Source organism: Mesorhizobium sp. WSM4846, assembly GCF_055811415.1.
In genome coordinates this window covers 1-22,756 of sequence record NZ_JBVVPZ010000003.1, presented here as the reverse complement: position 1 = coordinate 22,756, position 22,756 = coordinate 1, and the positions used below count along the sequence as shown (strand labels likewise).

21 protein-coding genes and 1 tRNA gene are annotated in these 22,756 nt (G+C 63.6%); 13 read left to right on the top strand and 9 right to left on the bottom strand.

Translation table 11 applies throughout. The features are described 5' to 3' along the window. Positions 1-52 precede the first annotated feature (52 nt). The 5 genes from AC0L15_RS04070 to AC0L15_RS04050 form a co-directional block, all read right to left on the bottom strand. Positions 53-1,054 carry an Ldh family oxidoreductase gene (locus tag AC0L15_RS04070; protein ID WP_287246665.1) on the bottom strand — a complete coding sequence of 334 codons (1,002 nt, stop codon included), beginning with the start codon at positions 1,052-1,054 and terminating at the stop codon, positions 53-55. A gap of 125 nt (positions 1,055-1,179) precedes the next feature. Further along, entirely contained in the window at positions 1,180-1,989 is an 810-nt protein-coding gene (locus AC0L15_RS04065) for an ABC transporter permease (RefSeq protein WP_287246664.1), read from the bottom strand. Further along, complete coding sequence (locus AC0L15_RS04060) at positions 1,989-2,654, bottom strand: ABC transporter permease (RefSeq protein ID WP_023796782.1); 666 nt, start codon at positions 2,652-2,654, stop codon at positions 1,989-1,991. The genes AC0L15_RS04065 and AC0L15_RS04060 overlap by 1 nt, the downstream gene beginning before the upstream one ends. Positions 2,655-2,860: 206 nt before the next feature. Next, positions 2,861-3,655 carry a transporter substrate-binding domain-containing protein gene (locus AC0L15_RS04055; RefSeq protein WP_473495934.1) on the bottom strand — a complete coding sequence of 265 codons (795 nt, stop codon included), beginning with the start codon at positions 3,653-3,655 and terminating at the stop codon, positions 2,861-2,863. A 49-nt stretch (positions 3,656-3,704) separates the two neighbouring features. Continuing rightward, on the bottom strand, positions 3,705-4,517 hold the full coding sequence (locus AC0L15_RS04050) for an ABC transporter ATP-binding protein (RefSeq protein ID WP_287246959.1): 813 nt from the start codon (positions 4,515-4,517) through the stop codon (positions 3,705-3,707). 219 nt (positions 4,518-4,736) lie between these two features. Here AC0L15_RS04050 and AC0L15_RS04045 point away from each other — a divergent pair, with 219 nt between their 5' ends. The 3 genes from AC0L15_RS04045 (at position 4,737) to AC0L15_RS04035 (ending at position 8,036) form a co-directional block, all read left to right on the top strand. Beyond that, positions 4,737-5,585 (top strand): dimethylarginine dimethylaminohydrolase family protein, encoded by an 849-nt coding sequence (locus AC0L15_RS04045; protein WP_473495980.1) that lies wholly within the window; start codon positions 4,737-4,739, stop codon positions 5,583-5,585. Further along, positions 5,582-7,162, top strand: a complete 1,581-nt coding sequence (locus tag AC0L15_RS04040; protein ID WP_473495933.1) for a 5-guanidino-2-oxopentanoate decarboxylase — start codon at positions 5,582-5,584, stop codon at positions 7,160-7,162. The genes AC0L15_RS04045 and AC0L15_RS04040 overlap by 4 nt, the downstream gene beginning before the upstream one ends. 166 nt (positions 7,163-7,328) lie before the next feature. After that, complete coding sequence (locus AC0L15_RS04035) at positions 7,329-8,036, top strand: SDR family NAD(P)-dependent oxidoreductase (protein WP_091592748.1); 708 nt, start codon at positions 7,329-7,331, stop codon at positions 8,034-8,036. A gap of 167 nt (positions 8,037-8,203) precedes the next feature. Here AC0L15_RS04035 and rpsA read toward each other — a convergent pair whose 3' ends face one another. The 4 genes from rpsA to aroA form a co-directional block, all read right to left on the bottom strand. Further along, a complete protein-coding gene (gene rpsA, locus AC0L15_RS04030) occupies positions 8,204-9,901 on the bottom strand; it encodes a 30S ribosomal protein S1 (protein ID WP_027151507.1) in 1,698 nt (565 codons plus the stop codon). A 205-nt stretch (positions 9,902-10,106) separates the two neighbouring features. Next, positions 10,107-10,757, bottom strand: a complete 651-nt coding sequence (gene cmk / locus AC0L15_RS04025; RefSeq protein WP_287246661.1) for a (d)CMP kinase — start codon at positions 10,755-10,757, stop codon at positions 10,107-10,109. Then, positions 10,754-11,080, bottom strand: coding sequence for a hypothetical protein (locus tag AC0L15_RS04020; protein ID WP_287246660.1), 327 nt, complete (start codon positions 11,078-11,080; stop codon positions 10,754-10,756). The genes cmk and AC0L15_RS04020 overlap by 4 nt, the downstream gene beginning before the upstream one ends. Beyond that, the gene (gene aroA, locus AC0L15_RS04015; RefSeq protein ID WP_473495932.1) at positions 11,080-12,438 is read right to left on the bottom strand and encodes a 3-phosphoshikimate 1-carboxyvinyltransferase; all 1,359 of its coding nucleotides are present in this window, start codon (positions 12,436-12,438) and stop codon (positions 11,080-11,082) included. The genes AC0L15_RS04020 and aroA overlap by 1 nt, the downstream gene beginning before the upstream one ends. A 196-nt stretch (positions 12,439-12,634) precedes the next feature. Between aroA and AC0L15_RS04010 the strand changes: the two genes are divergently transcribed. The 10 genes from AC0L15_RS04010 to AC0L15_RS03965 all read left to right on the top strand — a co-directional run. Next, on the top strand, positions 12,635-13,021 hold the full coding sequence (locus tag AC0L15_RS04010) for a TIGR02300 family protein (RefSeq protein ID WP_202364872.1): 387 nt from the start codon (positions 12,635-12,637) through the stop codon (positions 13,019-13,021). Positions 13,022-13,190: 169 nt separating this feature from the next. Then, a tRNA-Ala gene (locus tag AC0L15_RS04005) sits at positions 13,191-13,266 on the top strand. Between the two features lie 662 nt (positions 13,267-13,928). Beyond that, the gene (locus AC0L15_RS04000; RefSeq protein ID WP_023796771.1) at positions 13,929-14,528 is read left to right on the top strand and encodes an ANTAR domain-containing response regulator; all 600 of its coding nucleotides are present in this window, start codon (positions 13,929-13,931) and stop codon (positions 14,526-14,528) included. Between the two features lie 2 nt (positions 14,529-14,530). Beyond that, a complete protein-coding gene (locus AC0L15_RS03995; protein WP_287180502.1) occupies positions 14,531-15,769 on the top strand; it encodes a CmpA/NrtA family ABC transporter substrate-binding protein in 1,239 nt (412 codons plus the stop codon). A 360-nt stretch (positions 15,770-16,129) separates the two neighbouring features. After that, positions 16,130-17,446, top strand: a complete 1,317-nt coding sequence (locus AC0L15_RS03990) for a CmpA/NrtA family ABC transporter substrate-binding protein (RefSeq protein ID WP_287246657.1) — start codon at positions 16,130-16,132, stop codon at positions 17,444-17,446. A gap of 61 nt (positions 17,447-17,507) precedes the next feature. After that, positions 17,508-18,404, top strand: coding sequence for a nitrate ABC transporter permease (ntrB, locus tag AC0L15_RS03985; RefSeq protein ID WP_128172929.1), 897 nt, complete (start codon positions 17,508-17,510; stop codon positions 18,402-18,404). A gap of 11 nt (positions 18,405-18,415) precedes the next feature. Then, positions 18,416-19,213, top strand: a complete 798-nt coding sequence (locus tag AC0L15_RS03980) for an ABC transporter ATP-binding protein (protein WP_236379053.1) — start codon at positions 18,416-18,418, stop codon at positions 19,211-19,213. A 398-nt stretch (positions 19,214-19,611) separates the two neighbouring features. Continuing rightward, entirely contained in the window at positions 19,612-19,803 is a 192-nt protein-coding gene (locus AC0L15_RS03975) for a hypothetical protein (protein ID WP_128183418.1), read from the top strand. Between the two features lie 115 nt (positions 19,804-19,918). Beyond that, the gene (locus tag AC0L15_RS03970; protein WP_287246957.1) at positions 19,919-21,160 is read left to right on the top strand and encodes an MFS transporter; all 1,242 of its coding nucleotides are present in this window, start codon (positions 19,919-19,921) and stop codon (positions 21,158-21,160) included. Between the two features lie 19 nt (positions 21,161-21,179). Next, on the top strand, positions 21,180-22,756 hold a 1,577-nt coding region (locus AC0L15_RS03965), incomplete at its 3' end, for an FAD-dependent oxidoreductase (RefSeq protein WP_473495931.1).

The window sequence follows — 22,756 nt, the reverse complement described above, 5'->3', positions numbered from 1 at the left end:
CGGCAAGTACGCCCGCTGTCGCGCGATCAACTATCCGAAGGTGTGGACGTCTTCAGGAAGAATATCGGGCGGCGAATTCGGAGATGCGCTGCACCACGGCTTTCGGAGCCGTTATGCCCCGTGCCGCTGCCTTCTCCGCCGCTTCGGCCCGGGCACGGCCGGGGACATGCACGCCGTAGCGGCGGCGCAACCGGTCGAGTTGATCTTTCATGCGCTTCTCGAAATTTGGATCGAGCAGCTTGGGCTCGACGGCCAGCACGAAGAGGCCGGTTCCGGGACTGTCCGGTCCGTCGGTGAACCATGGCGCATCGAGTGACCAGTTGGCGCCCGACAGGCCCGCCGCCAGCACTTCGACCATCAGCGCGATGTTGGCGCCACGCTGGCCGCCGAATGCAAGCATCGCGCCTTTCATGGCGGCGGCGGGATCGGTGGTCGGGTTGCCGCTCGCATCCAGTGCCCAGCCTTCTGGAATTTTCTTGCCGTCGTCAGCCGCCTTGCGGATGTTGACGAAGGCAGTGGCGCTCGACGACTGGTCGATGACCAGCGGCGCTCCGTCGGCGGCGGGCGCGGCGAAGGACATCGGGTTGGTGCAGTAGACCGGCTTGACCGAGCCGGAGCCGGCCAGCACGGCCGGTCCATTGGTCGCGGCGAAGGACACCAGCCCCTGCGCGGCCAGCCGTCCGGTGAAATAGCCGAGCGCGCCGCATGTATAGGCGTTCTTCTGCGAAAAGATGGCAACGCCGAACAGGCGCGCCGCCTTGGCGAGATCGTCGACGGTGCGGTCGAAGCCGGTATGCGCCAGACCGCCGCGCGCGTCGGAGAGATAGATCGCCAAAGCCGGCCTGGTGATGACCGGCTCGGCCTTGCCATCGATGCGGCCGGCCTCCAGCGCTTCGAGATAGTCGATGAAATGCGACAGTCCGACCGTCGACAGACCTTCTGCCTCGGCCGCCACGACGGAGGCTGCAAGCGACTGCGCCGCTTCCTCATTGGCGCCGGCGCCGAGCGCCGCCATCCGGCACAGCCCTGTCGCCTGGTCGAGACTGAGTTGCATCGTAGCGATCCTAAGGGAGTAGGGGAGTAAGGGAATAGGGGAATAGTGACCAGTGAATGCGAATTGGATGGAAATGTGTATGTGAATAGCGGCTGGCCCTACTCCCCTACTCCCCTACTCCCCTATCAACCAATCTTGCTCGGGATCCGCGCCTCGATCTTGCCGAGGGCGAAGACCAGAATGCCGGTGATCGCCATATAGATCAACGCCAGGAGCAGCAAGGGTTCATAGGTGAGGAACGTGCTCTGCCGCACCTTTGACGAGACGGCGAATATGTCGATCACGCTGATGGTCGCCACCAGCGGCGTCGATTTCAGTTGCAGCACGGTTTCGCCGGTCAGCGTCGGCAGCGCCCGGTAGAAGGCTTGTGGCAGCCAGATCCGCCGCAGGATCTTCCAGCGGCTCATGCCGAAGGCGCGCGCCGCTTCCAACTGTCCTTTCGGCACCCCGGCGAAGGCACCCCGCATGACTTCCCCCTCGTAACCGGCGAAGGACAAGGTCAGCGCCAGGACGCCATAGGGCCATGCTTGCCTGAGATACGGCCACATCCAGGACTCGCGTACCCATGGGTACTGTGGAAACAGCGAGCCGAGCCCATAGTAGAGCAGCCAGAGCTGCAGCAGCAGTGGCGTTCCCCTGATGACGGTGCAGAAGGCCTTTGCAGGCGCCGCGAGCCAGAGCGGGCCGGCAGCCTGCGCCAATCCGAGCGGCACGGCGAGCAGGAAGCCCAGTGTGCAGGTGACGGCGAGGATCCAGAGCGTACGCCAGAGGCCGACAAGCGCCATTTCGTAATATTGCGGCAGCCAGTCCCAGCGCATGAAAAAAGCGGCCGCGAAAACCAGCGCCAGTCCCGTTACAATCAGCACTATGCGGTGCGGCTGCAGCCACAGCGACGCGCGGGCGGCTACGTTGACGATGGTCGTTTCGACAGCCATCAACGCGCCTCCTTGAGCGAGGGCATGCCGCGCCGAGCCCAGACCTCGATGCGGCCGATGATTAGATTGGAGACCAGCGTCAACAGAAGATAGATCACGCCCGCGGCGAGGAAGAAGGTAAGATAGGCTTTGGTTACGCCCGCCGCTTGCCGCGTCGCCAATGTCAGTTCGAAGAAGCCGACGACGGCCAGCAGGGCGGTGTCCTTGGTGGCGATCAGCCAGAGATTGGCAAGGCCGGGTATGGCGAAAGGCAGCATCGCCGGCAGCGTGATGCGTCGCAGCAGCAGGCCGGGAGACATGCCATAGGCGCGCGCGGCTTCGATCTGTCCCTGCGGGATGGCAAGGATCGCGCCGCGCATCACCTCTGTCGAATAAGCGCCCTGGACGAAGCCGAGCACGGCAATGCCGGCCACCAGCCCGCTGATATCAATGCGCTGATATCCCATTGCCGTCAGCAACTGGTTGATCAAATCGGTGCCGGCATAATAGAGCAGCAGGATCAGCACTAGCTCCGGCACGGCGCGGACGATCGTCGTATAGACCGCCAGCAGATCGCGCACCACGGGCCCGCCATAGAGCTTGCCATACGCACCGCAAATGCCGATGACGAGGCCGAGACCGAACGCACCGGCAGCGATCTCGACCGAGTGGAGCAGTCCGACCAGAAGCGTTCCGCCCCAACCGGGTGGCGTCGGCGAAAGCAGTTCGATGATGCGGGCCACAGTGGCCGGAAGAAATGCGTCGATCAGCGTCGCCCCCGAATTGCTGGCGCCAAAACCACCGGCGATGCCGTCAGCGGAAAGCTTGCATAGGTAGAGTCCGACGAAGCCACACGGCGCGCTGTCTGCGCCGCGTGGTTGTTCGCTCGGCGTCAATTCGACTGTGGGTCGGCGCCATAGATGTCGAAATCGAAGTATTTCTTCGAAATCTCGTCATATTTGCCGTTGGCGCGGATCGCCTTGATGCCGGCGTTGATCTTCTCCTTCAACTCGGTGTCCTCCTTGCGGACACCGGCGCCGACGCCGGGCCCGAGGATCGCCAGATCCGGCGCGACCGTGCCCTTCAGATCGCAGCATTGCTTGCCCTGATCCGATTTCAGGAAGGCATCGAGCGCGATGGAATCGGCCTGCACGGCATCGATACGGCCGGCGGCAAGATCCTGATTGGCTTCGTCCTGGGTCTGATATTCCTTGATTTCCGCGGCTTCGGTGAAGTGCTTCTTGACGTAGTCGGCATGCACGGTCGAAACTTGCACGCCGATGATCTTGCCCTTGAGATCTTCCGGGGTAGCGCCGAACTTCTGGTCCTTCGGTCCGATGATAGCTGTCGGGGTGTTGTAATATTTGTCGGAGAAGTCGATCGTCTTCTTGCGCTCGTCGGTGATCGACATGGAACTGGCGATGACGTCGATCTTCTTGGTCGTCAGCGCCGGGATGATGCCGTCCCAGGCGACGGGGGTGATGACGCAATCGAGTTTCTGCTCGGCGCAGACCGCGTCGATGAATTCGATCTCCCAGCCAACCCATTTGCCGGAAGCATCCGGCGAGGTGAACGGCGGATAGGGTTCGGCAGCGACGCCGATCTTGACCGGCTCGGCCTTTGCAATGCCCATAGCGGCGACGCCGAGCAGAAGTGCTGCGGCAAATGTTTTCAGAACGGTCTTCATGCCAAAAACTCCCAGTTTGTTGTTGTTCCCGTTTTTCGTCCGCCTCGGCTTAACCGATGTTGCGGATGAATTGCTTCAGCCTTTCGGATTTCGGTGCGCCGAAGATCTGCTCCGGCGGCCCTTCTTCCTCGACCAGTCCGTTGTAGAGGTAGACGACATGCGTCGCGACCTCGCGGGCGAACTTCATCTCATGGGTGACCAGCACCATGGTGCGGCCTTCGCGTGCCAGGTCGCCGATCACCTTCAGCACCTCGCCGATCAGTTCCGGGTCGAGCGCCGAGGTCGGCTCGTCGAACAGCATGACGCGCGGATTGATGGCCAGCGCCCGGGCGATGGCCCCACGCTGCTGCTGGCCGCCTGACAGATAGGCCGGATAGACATCGCGCTTTTCGGCCAGGCCGACGCGGGCAAGCAGCTTTTCCGCCTCGGCGATGGCCACATCGCGCTTGACGCCCAGAACATGCACCGGAATCTCGATGACGTTCTCGATCAGCGTCATGTGGCTCCACAGATTGAAATTCTGGAAAACCATGCCGAGCTTGGAGCGGATGCGCTCGATCTGCTTGCGGTCGGCGGGAACGGTGTGGCCGTGACTGTCGGCCTTCATCCGGATCTCCTCGCCATTGACGCGAACGATCCCGCTGGTCGGGTTTTCCAGGCAATTGATGCAGCGCAGCAGGGTCGATTTTCCCGAGCCGCTGCCGCCAATGATGGCGATGACCTCGCCGTCGCGCGCCGACAGCGAAACGCCTTTCAGCACCTGCAGTTCGCCGAATCGTTTATGCAGGTTCTCGACATGGATGGCTTCGGCGGCGTCGTTCTGCGCCGTGTACTTCAGGGCGGGGGCGGTGCCTTGCGCTATCACCTTTGCGGTGCCTCACGAACTGGCCGGACCCGTCGCTGCTGGAATTTTTTACCCATTACCATCACTGGACAGACTTCTCATTCTCAAGATGTACCGTTCCGCTTGCCTCCGTCAACCATGCATTTTTGGACCATTGATCACTCCTCGCTGAGTGGCTATTGGCTGGATGGGATGGTTCAGGAGCACTTGGTGGGTAAAGCATACGGGTCGCAGTCCATGGCCAGGCCCCTGCAGCGCGTGCTGATGCGGTCCGCCGCAAGCGCCATGGCCCGCGCCAAAGCATCGGAATGGCACTATGGTGCGGGCTTCGATCCGCAAAAGGCCGCCGCCCAGCATGAGGCGCTGACGACGCTGGTTCTGGCGTCCGGCGCCGCGATCGAATGGCTGACCGACGCCGATGACGGGCTCGCCGATTCGGTCTTCACGCATGATCCTTCGTTGATGACCGACCACGGCGCCATCATCCTCGCCATGGGCAAGGCGCTGCGCCGGGCCGAGCCCGGCCTGCACGAGGCGGCCTACAAGCGCATGGGCGTACCTATCCTCGGCCGCATCGAGCCTCCCGGACAGGTCGAGGGCGGTGATTGCGTTTGGGTGGATTCAGGGACGCTAGCCGTCGGCCGCGGCGTGCGCACCAACCAGGACGGCATCCAGCAACTGGCCAACCTGCTCACCCCCAGGGGTATCCAGGTCTATGGCTACGACCTGCCGCTCTGGCATGGCGAGGACGCCTGCCTGCATCTGATGTCGGTGATCAGTCCGCTGGCCGACGATCTGGCGCTGGTCTATGCACCGCTTTTGCCGGCTGCCTTCTACCAGATGCTGCGGGCGCGGGGCATTCGACTGGTCGAAGGCGACGCCGGGGAGTTCTTCGCCTCCAACGGCCTCAGCCTCAATGTGCTGCCGACCGCGCCGCGCGAGGTGATCGCCGTTGCCGGCTTCCCGAAGACGGCGGCGGCCATGGCGGCTGCCGGCTGCAGGGTTTCAACCTTCGAGGCGGACGCACTGTGCATCGCCTGCGAAGGCGGACCGACCTGCCTCACACGTCCGGTGCTCAGGCAATGACGACAGTCGGCGAAGCGCTCATCACTTTGCTCGAAGCCCATGATGTCGATACGGTCTTCGGCATTCCGGGTGTGCATACGGTCGAACTCTATCGCGGCTTGGCGCGCTCGAAGATTCGCCACGTCACCCCGCGTCATGAACAGGGCGCCGGGTTCATGGCCGACGGCTATGCGCGCGCCGGCGGCAGGCCCGGCATCGCCTTCGTCATCACCGGACCGGGGCTGACCAACACCATCACCGCCATGGGCCAGGCCCGTGCCGATTCGGTTCCGATGCTGGTGATCTCGGGCGTCAACGCCACGCCGACACTGGGCAAGGGCCTTGGCCATCTGCACGAACTGCCCGACCAGCGCGGCATGATGGAAAAGGTCGCGCTGTTTTCGCACCGCGTCACCGACGCCGACGAACTGCCGGGCGTTCTTGCCCGCGCCTTCGCCCTGTTTTCGTCGTCGCGTCCGGGCCCGGTGCACATCGAGATCCCGACCGATATCATGGTCAAGCCGGCCGGCGGCATCGCCGCTTTGCTGACGAATGTCGCGCCGCCCGAGCCAAATCCGGCGGCGATAGCAGAGGCGGCAAAACTTTGCGCGGCTGCACGCCGCCCGCTGGTCCTTGCCGGCGGCGGCGCCAAGAGAGCCGAAGCGCCGTTACAGCGCCTTGCCAAAAGGCTGGGAGCGCCGGTTGTCCAGACGGCCAATGCCCGCGGCCTGCTGCACCGCCATCCGCTCGGCGTGCCGGCCAGCCCCAGTCTGAAGGCGGTGCGTGCATTGATGGCCGAGGCCGATCTGGTCATTGCCGCCGGCACCGAATTCGGCCCGACCGACTACGACGGATATAGCGACGGTGGCTTTGTCCTGCCGTCCAATCTGATCCGCATCGACATCGGCGCCGACCAGCTTGCCCGCCGGCCCGCCCGGATTTCTATCCATGCCGATTGCGGCGCAGCACTCGAGGCGCTGCTTGTCGAGATTGGTACGGACCAGCCGCCATCGGGCGACGGCCAGTCTCGCGCCGCTGCGACAAGGCAAGCAGCCTTTGCCGAAATGGCCCCGGCCCTCCAGGCGCAAACCCGCGCCGTCGAGATGATCCGCGATGCATTGCCGGGCTCGATCATCGTCGGCGATTCGACCCAGCCGGTCTATGCCGCCAACCTCTATTACGATCACGACCGTCCGGGCGGCTGGTTCAACGCCGCCACCGGCTTCGGCGCGCTGGGCTATGGTCCGCCGGCGGCGATCGGCGCAGCCCTTGCCGTGCCTGATGCGCCGGTCGTTTGTCTCACCGGCGACGGTGGTTTCCAGTTCACGCTGCCGGAACTGGGCGCCGCGCTCGACGCTGCGGCGCCGGTGATCTTCGTCGTCTGGAACAATCTCGGCTATCGCGAAATCGAAACCTCGATGCTCGATGTCGGCGTCGAGCCGGTCGGCGTCTCGCCGGCGCCGCCTGATTTCTGCAAGTTGGCCGAGGCCTACGGCATTGCCGCCGAGCGGCTCGCCGGCATCGGTCATCTGGCAGACGCACTCAAGCGCGCGCGGGCGACCGGACTGCCGTATGTCATCGAGATCACCATCGATTGAGTGCTGTGGCAGCGTCTGCCTGGGGATGCGATCAGCGTCGGATGGCCGACGTTCTGACGCGCACAAGCGGCGCTGCGTCATCAAGATTTCGGTTGAGTGATTGCGCGAAAGGCGCGACCTTCGGCGTCGGCGAGCAGCGGCATATGAGTGACAGGAGCGGTCGTAGATGACGGATACACTGGACGGCAGGCATGTTGTGGTGACCGGCGGCACCGGAGCGCTCGGTGGCGCGGTTGTCGGCAAACTGCTGGAGCAGGGCGCGATCTGCCATGTGCCGAACGCCCATGCCGCCGCGCCCGCGCATTTTCCCTTCCCGGCACATGAGCGCGTCAGGCTGGCGCACAATGTCGATCTCGCCGACCCCGCCAAGGTCGATGCGTTCTTCGCCAGCGTTACCGATTTGTGGGCATCCATCCATCTGGCCGGCGGCTTCACCGCCGCGCCGGTCGAGAAGATCGAGCCCGCGTCCTTTGCCGAAATGATGGACACCAACGCCCGCACCACCTTCCTGTGCTGCCGCGCGGCGATCCGCTCAATGCTGGAATCTTCCGTGTCGGGCCGCATCGTCAATATCACGGCGCGTGCCGGGCTCGACCTGCGGCGCGGTTCCGGCATGATCGCCTATGCCGCCAGTAAGGCAGCGGTCGCGGCAATGACGGTGGCGATGGCGGAAGAACTCAAGGGCAAGGGCATCCTGGTCAATGCGGTCGCGCCCTCGACCCTCGATACGCCGGCCAACCGGGCTGACATGCCGGCCGCCGATTTCGGCAAATGGGTCAGCCTCGAAGCGGCGGCGGAAGCGATCGCCTACCTCGCTTCGCCGGCCAATCTGGCGATGAGCGGCACACTGGTGCCGCTTTACGGCAGGGCCTGATCTCTCTTTCTGCTTGAACGCGGATTTCCAAAAAACCGGGCGCCATCCCAAGGCAGGCGCGAGAGCAGGCTTTGGCTCTGACGCCACGGCCAAACAAAACCCGCCGGATCGCTCCGGCGGGGTTTTGTTTTACAGGCCGCGCGCGAGGCGCGGCAGACAGCCGAAGCTTAGCTGCCCTGCTTCTTCAGCGCGGCACCCAGGATGTCGCCCAGCGAAGCGCCGGAGTCGGTCGAGCCGTACTGGGCAACCGCTTCCTTCTCTTCGGCGATTTCCAGCGCCTTGATCGAGACCTGCAGCTTGCGGGTCTTCTTGTCGAAGGCGATGACGCGGGCGTCGACCTTCTGGCCGACCGTGAAGCGCTCGGGGCGCTGCTCGTCGCGGTCACGGCTGAGATCAGAGCGCTTGATGAAGGTCTCGATGCCGCTGTCGACCAGCCGCACTTCCAGGCCGCCATCCTTGACGCCGGTGACCTCGCAGGTGACGACCGCGTTCTTGCGCAGTTCGCCTGAAGTCGCCGCCTCGCCGGCCGTATCCTTGGCCAGCTGCTTGATGCCGAGCGAGATGCGCTCCTTGTCGATGTCGACGTCGAGCACCTGCGCCTTGACGATGTCGCCGCGATTGTACTCCTCGATCACCTGCTCGCCCGGACGGGTCCAGTCGAGGTCGGAAAGATGGACCATGCCGTCGACATCGCCTTCGAGGCCGATGAATAGGCCGAACTCGGTCTTGTTCTTGACCTCGCCCTCGACCTGGCTGCCGACCGGATGGCTGCTGGCGAAAGCCTGCCACGGGTTCTCGAGCGTCTGCTTGAGGCCGAGCGAGATGCGGCGCTTGGCCGGATCGACCTCGAGCACCACCACGTCGACTTCCTGCGTCGTCGACAGGATCTTGCCGGGATGCACGTTCTTCTTCGTCCACGACATTTCCGAAACGTGGATGAGGCCCTCGATACCCGGCTCCAGCTCGACGAACGCGCCGTAGTCGGTGATGTTGGTGACGGTGCCCTTGATCTTCTTGCCGATCGGGAATTTTGTTCCGATCTCGGACCACGGATCGCTCTCGAGCTGCTTCATGCCGAGCGAGATGCGGTGGGTTTCCTGGTTGATGCGGATGATCTGCACCTTGACCGTCTGGCCGATGTTGAGGATTTCGGTCGGATGGTTGACGCGGCGCCACGCCATGTCGGTGACATGCAGCAGGCCGTCGATGCCGCCGAGGTCGACGAACGCACCATAGTCGGTGATGTTCTTGACGACGCCTTCGACCACCTGGCCCTCTTCGAGGTTCTGCACGATTTCCGAACGCTGTTCGGCACGGCTCTCCTCGAGCACGGTGCGGCGCGACACCACGATGTTGCCGCGGCGGCGGTCCATCTTGAGGATCTCGAAAGGCTGCGGATTGTGCATCAGCGGCGAGACGTCGCGGATCGGGCGGATGTCGACTTGGCTGCGCGGCAGGAAGGCCACAGCGCCGTCGAGATCGACGGTGAAGCCGCCCTTGACCTGGTTGAAGATGACGCCTTCGACGCGCTCGCCCTTGGTGAACTTCTCTTCGAGACGCACCCAGCTCTCTTCGCGGCGGGCCTTCTCACGCGACAGCATCGCTTCGCCAAGCGCGTTCTCGATGCGCTCGACATAGACCTCGACCGTGTCGCCGACCTTGAGCGTCGAATCCTTGCCCTTGACGCCGAATTCCTTCAGCGGCACGCGACCTTCGACCTTGAGGCCGACGTCGATGATTGCCATGTCCTTTTCGATCGCAGTGATCGTGCCCTTGACGACTTGGCCTTCGCCGGAATGGCCGGCGGAAAAAGATTCTTCGAGCAGGCTCGCGAAATCATCGCGAGTGGGATTTGCAACTGACATAGTTTCTCCTGGAATGCCCCGCATCTCAAGCGGGGCGGGCGCCGTGGGTTAGCGTTGCGTTGGCCTGCCGGCGTTCCGGGCCTCAAAAAAAGCCCTTGGCCGCCTAAGCGGCAATTCCGGCGCATGAAGAATGCTGGCAGGCTGGTTCGTGCCCGATATGGGTATCTTTTCGCCGCCGGCAAACGGCAACGGCAGGAAACCCGGCTCAGGCTTTGTTTCTCTTGGCCAGAACGCCGTCGATGATCGCCTTGGCCGCCAGGAACGCGGCTTCTATAGCCATTTCCGACGTGTCGAGCAAGTGCGCGTCGGCGGCGGGCTTCAGCGGCGAGTCGGCGCGACCCATGTCGCGCTCGTCGCGGCGCAGGATATCGGCGACGATATCGTCGAAATCGGCGGTGCCGCCGATGCTCTCGATCTCGGCCAGCCTGCGTTGTGCCCGCACCTCGGCGCTCGCCGTCACATAGAGTTTTATGTCGGCGTCGGGACAGACCACGGTGCCGATGTCGCGGCCGTCGAGCACGGCGCCCGGCGGCGCCTTGGCGAATTCGCGCTGCTTTTCGACCAGTATGCGTCGCACCGAAGGGATGACAGCCACTTTCGAAGCCGCTTCGCCGACCGCATGCGCCGTCAGCACCGACCGGTCGAGCTTGGCCAGGTCGACCTGCCGGGCAGCGGTCTCGGCGGCCGAGACATTGTCGAGCGGCAGGCCGAGCCGAAGCAGCGCACGCGCCACCGCGCGATAGGTGAGGCCGGTGTCGAGCAGGTTCAGCCGGTAATGGTCGGCCAGTCGGCGGGCAAGGGTGCCTTTGCCCGCGCCTGCTGGGCCGTCGATGGCGATGGTGAAGGTTGGACTCATCTAGCTTGCCTAAACAGACGGAACGCAAGTACCGCCAAGGCGATCAAAACCGATAATGGCAACGCAATTAAAGGTATTACGCCGATTGTCATAAAGGCCATTGCTCCAAACGCTTTGAAAAGCCCCGCCAGAAAGAACCAGTCGTTATTTGCTAGAAACTCGCCTGCATAGGCGAATAGGTACATGGTCAAAAATTGCAGGGCCAAAAGCCAAAAAAGAACAGCAAAAATGCCGACACGCTTTTTGAAAACGACGCGTTCGATCAGATAAGGAACCAACGCGGCCGCAAGACAGCCTGCTACCACTGGCCAGTCTCGCAGCATCAAACAATTTCCGCCCCCAGCCCCTTCATAAGCCCCATGAATTCCGGAAAGCTGGTCGCGATCATCGCCTGGTCGTCGATGGTGACAGGCTTTTCCGTTGCCAGTCCCATGACCAGAAAGCTCATGGCAATGCGGTGGTCGAGATGGGTCTGGACGATGGTGCTCTTTCCGTTCGGGTGCTGGCCAAGCCCCTTGCCGCCTGGTTTGCCACGCACCGCCAGCGAGGCCTCGCCCTCGGTACAGTCGACGCCGTTGAGCTTCAGCCCTTCGGCGACCGCCGACAGCCGGTCCGATTCCTTCACCCGCAGCTCTTCCAGTCCCTGCATCAACGTCTCGCCCTCGGCAAAGCTCGCCGCGACAGCAAGCACCGGATATTCATCGATCATCGTCGGCGCCCGTTCGGGCGGCACGGTGACGCCCCTCAACTCGGAATAGCGCACCCGCAGATCGGCGACATCCTCGCCGCCTTCATTGCGCGGCTCGAGAACGTCGATCCGGGCGCCCATTTCCTGTAGCGTCAACAAAAGACCGGTGCGGGTCGGGTTCATCAGCACGTTTTCGATTGTAATGTCCGAACCCGGCACGATCAGCGCCGCCACCAGCGGGAATCCGGCCGATGACGGGTCGCCCGGCACAGCGATTGTCTGGCCGGTGAGCTTGCCCTGGCCCTCGATGAAGATGTGGCGCACGCCGCGCTCGTCGGTCTCGACCGACAGATTGGCGCCGAATCCCTTCAGCATTTTTTCGGTGTGGTCGCGCGTCATCACCGGCTCGATGACGGTGGTGATGCCGGGCGTGTTCAACCCCGCGAGCAGCACCGCCGACTTCACCTGGGCCGAGGCCATCGGCACGCGGTAGCTGATCGGCGCGGCATGTTTGGGGCCGCGCAGCGTGATCGGCATGCGGTCGCCGGGCGTCGCCTTCAGCACCTGCACACCCATCTGGCGCAGCGGCTCGAGCACGCGGCCCATCGGCCGGCCGGACAGCGAGGCGTCGCCGATGAAGGTTGTCTCCATGTCATAGGTGCCGACCAGGCCCATGGTGAGGCGCGAGCCGGTGCCGGCGTTCCCGAAATCGAGCGGGCCTTCCGGCTGCAGCAGCGCGCCATTGCCGGTGCCGCGGATCACCCATTCAGCGCCGCGCTTCTCTATATGCGCGCCCATCGCCTTCATCGCGGCGCCCGTGCGCATCACGTCTTCGCCCTCCAGAAGGCCGGTGATGCGGGTTTCGCCGGAGGCGAGGCCGCCGAACATGAACGAGCGGTGCGAGATCGATTTGTCGCCGGGCACCCGTGCTGTGCCTGAAAGCGCTGGCGATTTGCGGGCGGTGGCCGGTTTCTCGGCGGCAGTATGCGACATGGGTTTTCCCTAGGTGAAAAACGCCGGTGGCCGGCCTTTTTCTTGTGGTTTGCGCGGTCTCGTATCACGGCGGACGGAAATGGTCATCCCCCTGCAGGAGGTCGCTCGAGGTGGGGATTTGAGACCTTGGCTTTAGGCTTTGACAGCGCCGTAAACTGTGGTTATGGGGACCAAACTTTCATCGACGAGGCTTGCTGTGGCAAAACCCGAACTTGGCACCAAACGCATCGACCCCGAGACGGGTCAAAAATTCTACGATCTGAACAAGGATCCGATCGTCTCGCCCTATACCGGCAAGAGCTATCCCCGCACTTATTTCGAGGAAGGCAAGATTGCCGCCCTTGAGGAGGAAGAGGAAGTTGCCGAGAAGGAAGTCGACGCCGAGGAGGAAGAGGGCGTCGAGGTCGTCTCGCTCGAAGAGGCCGACGAGGATGCGAAACCCGACGATCTTCCCGATCTCGGCGATGACGAGGACGATGTGGACCTCGGCGACGACGACGATACCTTCCTCGCCGACGAAGAGGAAGAGGACGACGATGTCGCCGACATGATCGGCGTCGGCGACGACGACGACGAAGTCTGATCCGGCCTCTCACACAGCGCCCGCCGACTTTCGCGGGGTCTTGATAAAAAGCGGCTCTTAAAGGCTTGATATTGACGGAAGGCGGGGTTAGAAGCCGCCTGCACTAACGGCGCGTCTCAACCCGCGCCGGATCTCTTCGCCGGCAACGGCGCCGGTTGACTGCCGGAGTGGGGCCATAGCTCAGTTGGGAGAGCGCTTGAATGGCATTCAAGAGGTCGTCGGTTCGATTCCGATTGGCTCCACCAGTTTTCTCTTTGGGAAATCAGTCTGATTTTGGCCTGCCTATAACTGGCAGGCCCGACAACTCGCGCGGATCCCTGAAAAATTCGCCGTATTCGGCTAGTCTGAGACTGAAAACCCCGGCAACCACCGGGGTTTTCAGCACACTAACTGCTAATAATACCAGCCCCAGACCCAAACACGCCTGCGAAAACACCGTCTGCGCAGACGGCCATATCGCCAGGCACGACGACAGGCCCTTCTCCAAGCCCGCCGCCGGCGCCGCCGCCTGCGGTGCCAGCTCCGATGTCGGACCCGCTCCGCCTGAGTATCCTCATCTTCGAACGGCTCTGTCTCCAGCGCGTCGAGTTCATCGAGGATGCCACTTCTGGCGCTCGGTACGCGGCCACGCGTTGATTGGCCGAACTGCGCTCGCAATGGCTGCTGCCCCAGCAACGCCCAACACTCCTGTCAAAAATAATCGCCGATCCATGGAACCTCCAATTTCAAAGCCAGCGAGACAAGCTCGCAATTGGGAAACAGCGCGGTGGATACAAAAGCAAAGTCAGATGCGTTTAGAGAGGCTTAACGGTCGGTTCCGCGAACATGTTACGGTCCCCGAAGCGATGACTTCGTCAATTCTCGCCATGCCGCATTGCACAATCACGCTGCGTGCGCAAAATGCGGCATGATCCGGAAATCCCTCACCGTCCTGGTGATCGACGAAAACCACATCCGCGCCTCCATCATCGAGGCGGGATTGCGGGAGGCCGGGCATGAGCAGGTCACGGTCGTTCACGATGTTGCGGGAATAGCGCGGCGCATTGCCGAGATCGAACCGGACGTAATCGTCATCGATCTCGAAAATCCCAACCGCGATATGCTTGAAAACATGTTCCAGCTTTCGCGCGTGGTGAAGCGACCGATCGCCATGTTCGTGGACCGGTCGGATCAGGCTTCAATCGAAGCTGCGGTGGAAGCGGGGGTCTCCGCCTATGTCGTCGACGGGCTGCGCCAGGAGCGCGTCAAGCCGATCCTCGACATGGCGATCAGCCGCTTCAACGCGTTCTCGCGGATGGCGCGCGAACTTGAGGAAGCCCGCAGTGAATTGGAGGACCGCAAGGTCATCGACCGCGCCAAGGGCATCCTGATGCGATCACGCGGCCTGTCGGAGGACGCGGCCTATACGCTTCTGCGCAAGACCGCCATGAACCAGAACCGCAAGATCAGCGAAATCGCGCAGAGCCTGGTGACGGCGGCAGGCCTTCTGGATCCCGGAGAGAGTTGAGCATGGCGGCCGAACACCAGATCAACGCAGGTTTCATACCGCTCTTCGACAGCGCCGTCCTTGTCGCAGCGAGGGAGATCGGCTTTGCCGCACGCGAAGGCGTCGACCTGACGCTCAGCCGCGAAACCTCTTGGGCCAACATCCGCGACCGCATCGCGATCGGGCATTTCGATTTGGCGCATATGCTGGGGCCGATGCCGATCGCCTGCAATCTGGGGCTCACCCCGCTCGCCTCCGACACGATCGTGCCGTTCTCGCTGGGACTGGGCGGTAACTGCGTAACGGTTTCGAACACGCTCTGGGCGGGCATGGCCGCGCACGGCGCCTTGCCCGATCTCAATCCGGCGCGGGCCGGCAAGGCCTTGGGAGCGCTGATCCGTGAACGGGCAAATGCCGGTCGCGACCCGCTGCGCTTTGCGGTCGTGCATCCGCACTCCGGACACAATTACGAACTGCGCTACTGGCTCGCCGCCTGCGGCATCGATCCGTCGCGCGAGATAGAAATCGTCATCGTGCCGCCGCCCTTCATGGCCGACGCACTCGCCGCCGGCAGGATCGACGGCTACTGCGCCGGCGAACCGTGGAACAGCGCCTCCGTCGTCGCCGGCACCGGCCATATCGCCACGGTCAAGGCCACCATCTGGAAGACCAGCCCCGAGAAAGTCGTCGGCGTGCGCAAGGCCTGGGCCGAAAAACACCCGCAAGCGCTTTCGGCGCTGCTGCGCGCGCTCCATCACGCCGCGCGCTGGTGCCAGGATCCGGCAAACCGCGGCGAACTGGCCGCCCTGATGGCGCAGCCTTCCTTCCTCGGCCTTTCGCCGGCGCTGCAGATGCCGATCCTGACCGGACATCTTGCGCTGGGCGGCGGCGCGGAACTGACCGTCGAGGACTTCTTTCTGGCTTTCGGCAAGGCGGCAAATTTTCCGTGGAAAAGCCACGCGCTGTGGTTCTACACGCAGATGGTCCGTTGGGGGCAGGTCAAGCACAGCGCTGCCCACATGGCGCTCGCGCGGGACACCTACCGGCCCGACCTCTATCGCGCAGCGCTGAAGCCGCTCGGCGTCGCACTTCCCGGCGCCAATTCTAAGGTGGAGGGCGCGCTGGCGTCTGCCACACCTGTCGGCTCCGCCGGCGCCAGTCTGGTGCTCGGCCCCGATGGTTTCTTCGATGGCCAGATATTCGATCCCGACGAGGTCGACGCCTACATTGCCGGGCAGAAATTGGCGCGCGCCGAAGCCTGATCATTTTCGCGCCATTCTTGTGCATTGCACAAAAATTATGCGTGCAACGGCGCTAATGACCAATCTTTGGCTTGCTCGCCCAACGGGCCAGCGCGCCAATGATTGTGGCATGCCCTTGATCTCATTGATGTTTGTCATCCATTCCGAAACTGGCACGGTTCCTGCTTTGCAATAAGCAGACTCTTTTCGGGTCACGGAACAGGCGTCCAATGGCGGGCGCTACAGGCAAAGCTGCCGCTCAGGTCAACACGCGATCCCGGATGGACGGACGCGCGCGGCCTGGCCGGCGGCTTTTTTTGTTTTGACCGAGCACGGCAATCGACGGCGCTGATCCCAAGCAGTGCCCAACGGGAGACGACGATGACGAAACGCATCAAGACTGAAGCCCCTCTCGAGGGCATGACCCGCCGCAATTTTCTGATGGCAAGTGCTGCCACCGCGGCAACCCTGGCAGCGGCACGCGCGCTGCTGCCGTCTGGCGCCTATGCGGCGCCCGCGGCACCGGAAGTCACCGGCGCCAAGCTCGGCTTCATCGCGCTGACCGACGCGGCGCCGCTGATGATCGCCAAGGAGAACGGCCTGTTCGAGAAATTCGGCATGCCCGATGTCGAGGTGCTCAAGCAGGCCTCCTGGGGCGCGACGCGCGACAATCTGATGCTGGGCGGCGAAGCCAACGGCATCGACGGCGCCCATATCCTGACGCCGATGCCTTACCTGATGCATACCGGCAAGGTGACGCAGAACAACCAGCCGATGCCGATGGCGATCGTCGCGCGGCTGAATTACGACTGCCAGGCGATTTCCGTCGCGCAGGAATATGCCGGCACCGGCGTCGGCCTCGATGCCTCCAAGCTGAAGGACGCCTTTGCGGCCAAGAAGGCCGAAGGCAAGGAGGTGAAGGCCGCCATGACCTTCCCGGGCGGCACCCATGATCTCTGGCTGCGCTACTGGCTGGCTGCCGGCGGCATCGATCCTGACAAGGATGTCTCGACCATCGTTGTGCCACCGCCGCAGATGGTCGCCAACATGAAGGTCGGCAATATGGACGTGTTCTGCGTCGGCGAGCCATGGAACGAGCAACTCGTCCATCAGGGAGTCGGCTTCACGGCCGCCACCACGGGCGAGTTGTGGAAAGGCCATCCGGAAAAGGCGCTCGGCCTGCGCGCCACCTTCATCGACAAAAACCCGAACGCCACCAAGGCGATCCTGATGGCCGTCATGGAAGCCCAGCAATGGTGCGAATCCTTGGAAAACAAGGACGAGATGGCGGCCATCATCGGCAAGCGGCAATGGATGAACGTGCCGACCGCCGACATCATCGGCCGCCTCAAGGGCGACATCAACTATGGCAACGACCGCATTGCCACCGGCACCGACCTCTACATGAAGTTCTGGAAGGGCGGCGTGTCCTATCCGTTCAAGAGCCACGACAGCTGGTTCCTCGCCGAGAACATCCGCTGGGGCAAATTCGCGGCGACCACCGACATCAAGGCGTTGGTCGATCAGGTCAACCGCGAAGATCTGTGGCGCGAGGCGGCCAAGGATCTCGGCGTTGCTGCGGCCGATATCCCGGCGTCGCCATCGCGCGGCGTCGAGACCTTCTTCGACGGCAAGATTTTTGATCCAGCCAACCCGTCCGCCTATCTCGACAGCCTGAAGATCAAGGCATCGGCCTGACGTCGACGGCAAGCGCCGCCGCTGGCGCCGCTTGCCAGTGCTCAAGGAGCTTTTTGCGAAAATGTCTATTCAAGCCATCGAGGACACCAAGGTCAAGGCGTTCCCCGCGCCTGCCAAGCCTGCAGAGGTCATAGCTTTCACCGCCAAGGTGAGGCGCCGCTTCGATCCCGCCGCGATCGCCGGCAAGCTGGCGAGCACGCTGGTGCCGCCGGCCGTAGTCATCATCGTCATGCTCGTCGTCTGGCAGGTCGCCTGCTCGTCGCCCAATGCCAGCTTGCCGCCACCTAGCCAGGTATGGAACGAGGCCTACGATCTGATCGCCCATCCGTTCTTCGACTATGGTCCGCAGGATATCGGTCTGGCCTGGCGGGTGCTGATCTCGCTGCAGCGCGTCGCCATCGGCTTCGGCCTGGCTGCCATCGTCGGCGTCGCGCTCGGCGCTCTGGTCGGCCAGTCGATCTGGGCGATGCGCGGCCTCGATCCTGTGTTCCAGATTCTGCGCACCGTGCCGCCGCTCGCCTGGCTGCCGCTGTCGCTGGCTGCCTTCCGCGATTCCAGCCCGTCGGCGATCTTCGTCATCTTCATCACCTCGATCTGGCCGGTGATCATCAACACTGCCGTCGGCGTCCGCAACATTCCAGAGGATTATCGAAACGTGTCCCGCATCCTCAGGCTCAACCAACTCGAATTCTTCGTGAAGATCATGGTGCCGGCCGCGGCACCTTACATCTTCACCGGCCTGCGCATCGGCATCGGCCTGTCCTGGCTCGCCATCGTCGCCGCCGAAATGCTGACAGGCGGCGTCGGCATCGGCTTCTTCATCTGGGACGCCTGGAACTCGTCGCGGCTGCCCGACATCATCGTCGCGCTCGCCTATATCGGCGTCACCGGCTTCTGCCTCGACCGCCTGGTCGCGGCGGTCGGCGCCTTCGTCACCCGCGGCACAACGGCAAAGTGAGGAGAGGGGCGATGACGGCCTACCTGAAACTCGACCATATCGACAAATCCTTTGCCCGCGGCGGCCAGGTCAGCGAGGTGCTGAAAGACATCCGGCTGACCATCGATAAAGGCGAATTCGTCTCGATCATCGGCCATTCCGGTTGCGGCAAGTCGACCTTGCTCAACCTGATCGCCGGGCTGACGAGAGTGTCCGCCGGCGCCGTCCTGCTCGAAGACAAGGAGGTCGACAGCCCCGGTCCCGAGCGCGCCGTGGTGTTCCAGAACCACAGCCTATTGCCGTGGCTCACCGTCTACGAGAACATCAATCTGGCGGTGTCGAAGGTGTTCGGTTCGATCAGGACCAAGGCCGAGCGGCATGACTGGATCATGCGCAATCTCGACCTCGTGCAGATGGCGCATGCCAGGGACAAGCGGCCCGCCGAGATATCGGGCGGCATGAAGCAGCGCGTCGGCATCGCCCGCGCGCTGGCCATGGAACCGAAGATCCTGCTGCTCGACGAGCCCTTCGGTGCGCTGGACGCTCTGACGCGCGCCCATCTGCAGGATGCCGTGATGGATATCCATTCGAGGCTTGGCTCGACGACGATCATGATCACGCACGATGTCGACGAGGCGGTGCTGTTGTCCGATCGCATCGTCATGATGACCAACGGTCCAGCGGCGACCATCGGCGAGGTGCTTGCGGTGCCGCTGGCCCGGCCGCGCCGGCGCATCGAGCTTTCCTCCGACCGGACCTTCCTGCGCTGCCGCGAGGCGGTGCTGAAGTTCCTCTACGAACGCCACCGCTTCGTCGAAGCCGCGGAGTAAGGCCATGACCGAAAAACGCGTCATCATCTAAATTGGCAATCTGCATCGGCAATGGGCAATCTGCCGCAGTGCACAAATATTATGCTGCTGTGCAAGGCATTCTGACTAATCTTTGATCCGCTGCCGGGCTTGGTCAAAAATTGCGCGGCTGCGGTTCACATTGATTTCATTCGATAATCTGGAGCGCTGTCGAATTGGCACGCTTCCTGCTTTTCAGAATGTAGGGTCCGCAAGGGCCAAGTGACACGGCGTCCAATGGCGGGCGCCACAGGCAAAGCTGCCGCTCAGGTCAATACGCGATCCCGGATGGACGGACGCGCAAAGACCTGACCGGCGGCTTTTTTGTTTTTACACGATCGACGGCGCTGGTCCCAAGCGGCGCCCAACCGGAGACGACGATGACGAAACGGATCGGAACTGGCGCGTCCCTCGCGGACTTCACGCGCCGCGATTTTCTGGCCAGCAGCGCGCTGACGGCGGCACTGTTCACCGCCGCGCTCCTGCTGTTTCCCGTCGGCGCCAAGACGGAAAGCAAGGACCTGACCGTGGCGAGCCCGGTCTCGTTGCACGCACAGATGCCGCGCCGCTGATCATTCACCCACAAACATCCGCGGTGCCTCCCACGCCGCAAACCGGAGCCAGACGTTGACCGCAAATCTCCCAGCCGCGCCCAGCCAGGACAATGCTCCCCGCCAGGCGCTTGTGATGTCCACCATCGCCTTCACCGTCTGCTTCGCGGTGTGGACGATATTTTCAATCATCGGCGTGCGCATAAAGCAGGACCTTGGGCTGAACGAGACGGAGTTCGGCCTGCTGGTCGGCACGCCGATCCTCACCGGTTCGCTCGTGCGCATGGTGCTCGGTGTCTGGACCGACCGTTTTGGCGGACGGCTGGTATACACCGCGACCATGCTTGCGGCGGCGGTCGCGACCTTCCTGCTCGCTTTTGCGCATACCTACGGACAGATGCTGGTCGCCGCGCTAGGCGTTGGGCTCGCCGGTGGTTCCTTCGCCGTCGGTGTCGCCTATGTCTCGCGCTTCTTCCCGGCCGGCAAGCAGGGCACGGCGCTTGGCATTTTCGGTGTCGGCAATGTCGGCGCCGCGGTCACCAAGTTCCTCGCACCGTTCGTGCTTCTCTCCTGGGGCTGGCAGTCGGTCGCGCTGATCTGGGCGGCAGCACTCGTCGTCATGGCCGCCGTCTTCTGGTTCACGACCGGCGACGATCCGGTCATCCGCGAGCGCCGCGCCGGCAAGGCAGCGCCCGCGAGAAGCTTCTTGCAGGAATTCGCGCCGCTCAAGAACCTGCAGGTCTGGCGCTTCGCCTTCTATTATTTCTTCGCCTTCGGAGCATTCGTGGCGCTGTCGCTGTGGTTGCCGCGCTACCTGATCGGCGTCTACGGCTTTGGCATCGCGACCGCCGGCATGATCGGCGCGGCCTATTCGATCCCTGCAAGTATCTTCCGCGCCTATGGCGGCGTGCTTTCCGACCGGATCGGCGCCCGCACCGTGCTCTACTGGACCTTCGCGGTCAGTGCCGTCGCGACTCTCGTTCTGTCTCTCCCCTCGGCAGACTACGTCGTGCGCGGCATCAGCGGGCCGATCGCCTTCCATTTCGAGATCGGTCCGCTCGCCTTCATAGCCGTTGCCTGCGTGCTCGGCTTCTTCATGAGTCTTGGCAAGGCCGCCGTCTACAAGCACATCCCGGCTTACTACCCGCAGAGTGTCGGCGCGGTCGGCGGCGTCGTCGGCATGATTGGCGGGCTCGGCGGCTTTATCCTGCCAATCGCCTTCGGCGCACTCAACGACCTCACCGGCGTCTGGTCGAGCTGCTTCATGCTGCTCTTCGTCATCGTCGCCACCTGCTTTGCCTGGATGCACTTCAGCATCCGGCGGATGGAGCGCGCGGCCGCCGCCGAAGCTTCAGGCCTTTCCTACGCGGCTGAGTGAGACCGGAGTGGATCAGGACATGACCGAAAAACTCGTCATCATCGGCAACGGCATGGCCCCCGGGCGCATGCTGGAGCACCTGCTGGAAAAGGCGCCGGACCTCTACCAGGTCACCATCTTCAATGCCGAGCCGCGCGTGAACTACGACCGCATCATGCTGTCGCCGGTTCTGTCAGGCGAAAAGGATTATGAGGAGATCATCATTCATGGCGATGGCTGGTACATCAAGCACGGGATCACCCTTTACAAGGGCCACAAGATCGTCGCCATCGACCGGCAGGCAAAGACCGTCACCTCCGACCACGGCGTCACCGAGCCCTACGACAAGCTCGTCATCGCCACCGGCTCGGTGCCGTTCATCATCCCGGTGCCCGGCCACGATCTGCCGGGCGTGCTGACCTATCGCGATCTCGACGACGTTCGGGCGATGATGCTGGCCGCGCAGTCACGGGCCAAGGCCGTGGTCATCGGCGGCGGCCTGCTAGGGCTGGAGGCGGCTGCGGGCCTGAACGCGCAGGGCATGGACGTCACCGTGCTGCATGTCATGCCGACGCTGATGGAACGACAGCTCGATCCGGCGGCCGGCTATCTCCTGCAACGGGCCGTCGAGCAGCGCGGCATCAAGGTCATCACCAAGGCCAACACCCAGGCGATCACAGGCAAGGGTAAGGTCGAGCAGGTGGAACTCGCCGACGGAACCATCATCCCGGCGACGCTGGTGGTGATGGCGGTCGGCATCAGGCCGAACGCCGCTCTCGCCAAAGAGGCCGGTATTGCCGTCAATCGCGGCATCGTCGTCGATGCCGGCATGCGCAGCAACGACCCCGACATCTTCGCGCTCGGCGAATGCGCCGAGGTCAACGGCATGGTCTACGGCCTGGTCGCACCGCTCTATGAGATGGCGCGTGTCGCCGCCAGCCAGTTGGCCGGCGACGAGGCCGCCGCCTTCGTCCATTCGGACACGCCGACCAAGCTCAAGGTTACCGGCATCGAGCTGTTCTCGCTTGGCGACTTTGCCGAGGGCGAGGACCGCCAGGAGATCGTGCTGCGCGATGCCGCGGCCGGCGTCTACAAGCGCCTGGTGCTCAGGGATGACCGCATCATCGGCACCGTGCTTTACGGCGAGACGGCGGACGGCGCCTGGTTCAACGACCTCAAGAAGAAGCAGACCGACATATCGGAAATGCGCGACACGCTTATCTTCGGCCAGTCATACCAGGGAGGCGCCTCCCTGGACCCTATGGCGGCCGTTGCAGCCTTGCCGGATGATGCGGAAATCTGCGGCTGCAACGGCGTTTGCAAGGGAAAGATCACTGGCGCGATCACGGCCAAAAGCCTGACCTCGCTCGACGACGTGCGTGCTCACACCAAGGCGTCCGCCTCCTGCGGCTCCTGCACCGGGCTGGTCGAGAAGCTGATGGTGCTGACCATCGGGGACAAATATAATCCGGCCGCGGGGGGGGGGGGGGGGGGGGGGGGGGGGGGGGGGGGCGGGGGGGGGGGGGAGGGGGGGGGGGGGGGCGGGGGGGGGGGGGGGGAGGGGCGGGGGGGGGGGGGCGCGGCCGGGGGGGGGGGGGGCGGGGCGGCGGGCGCGCG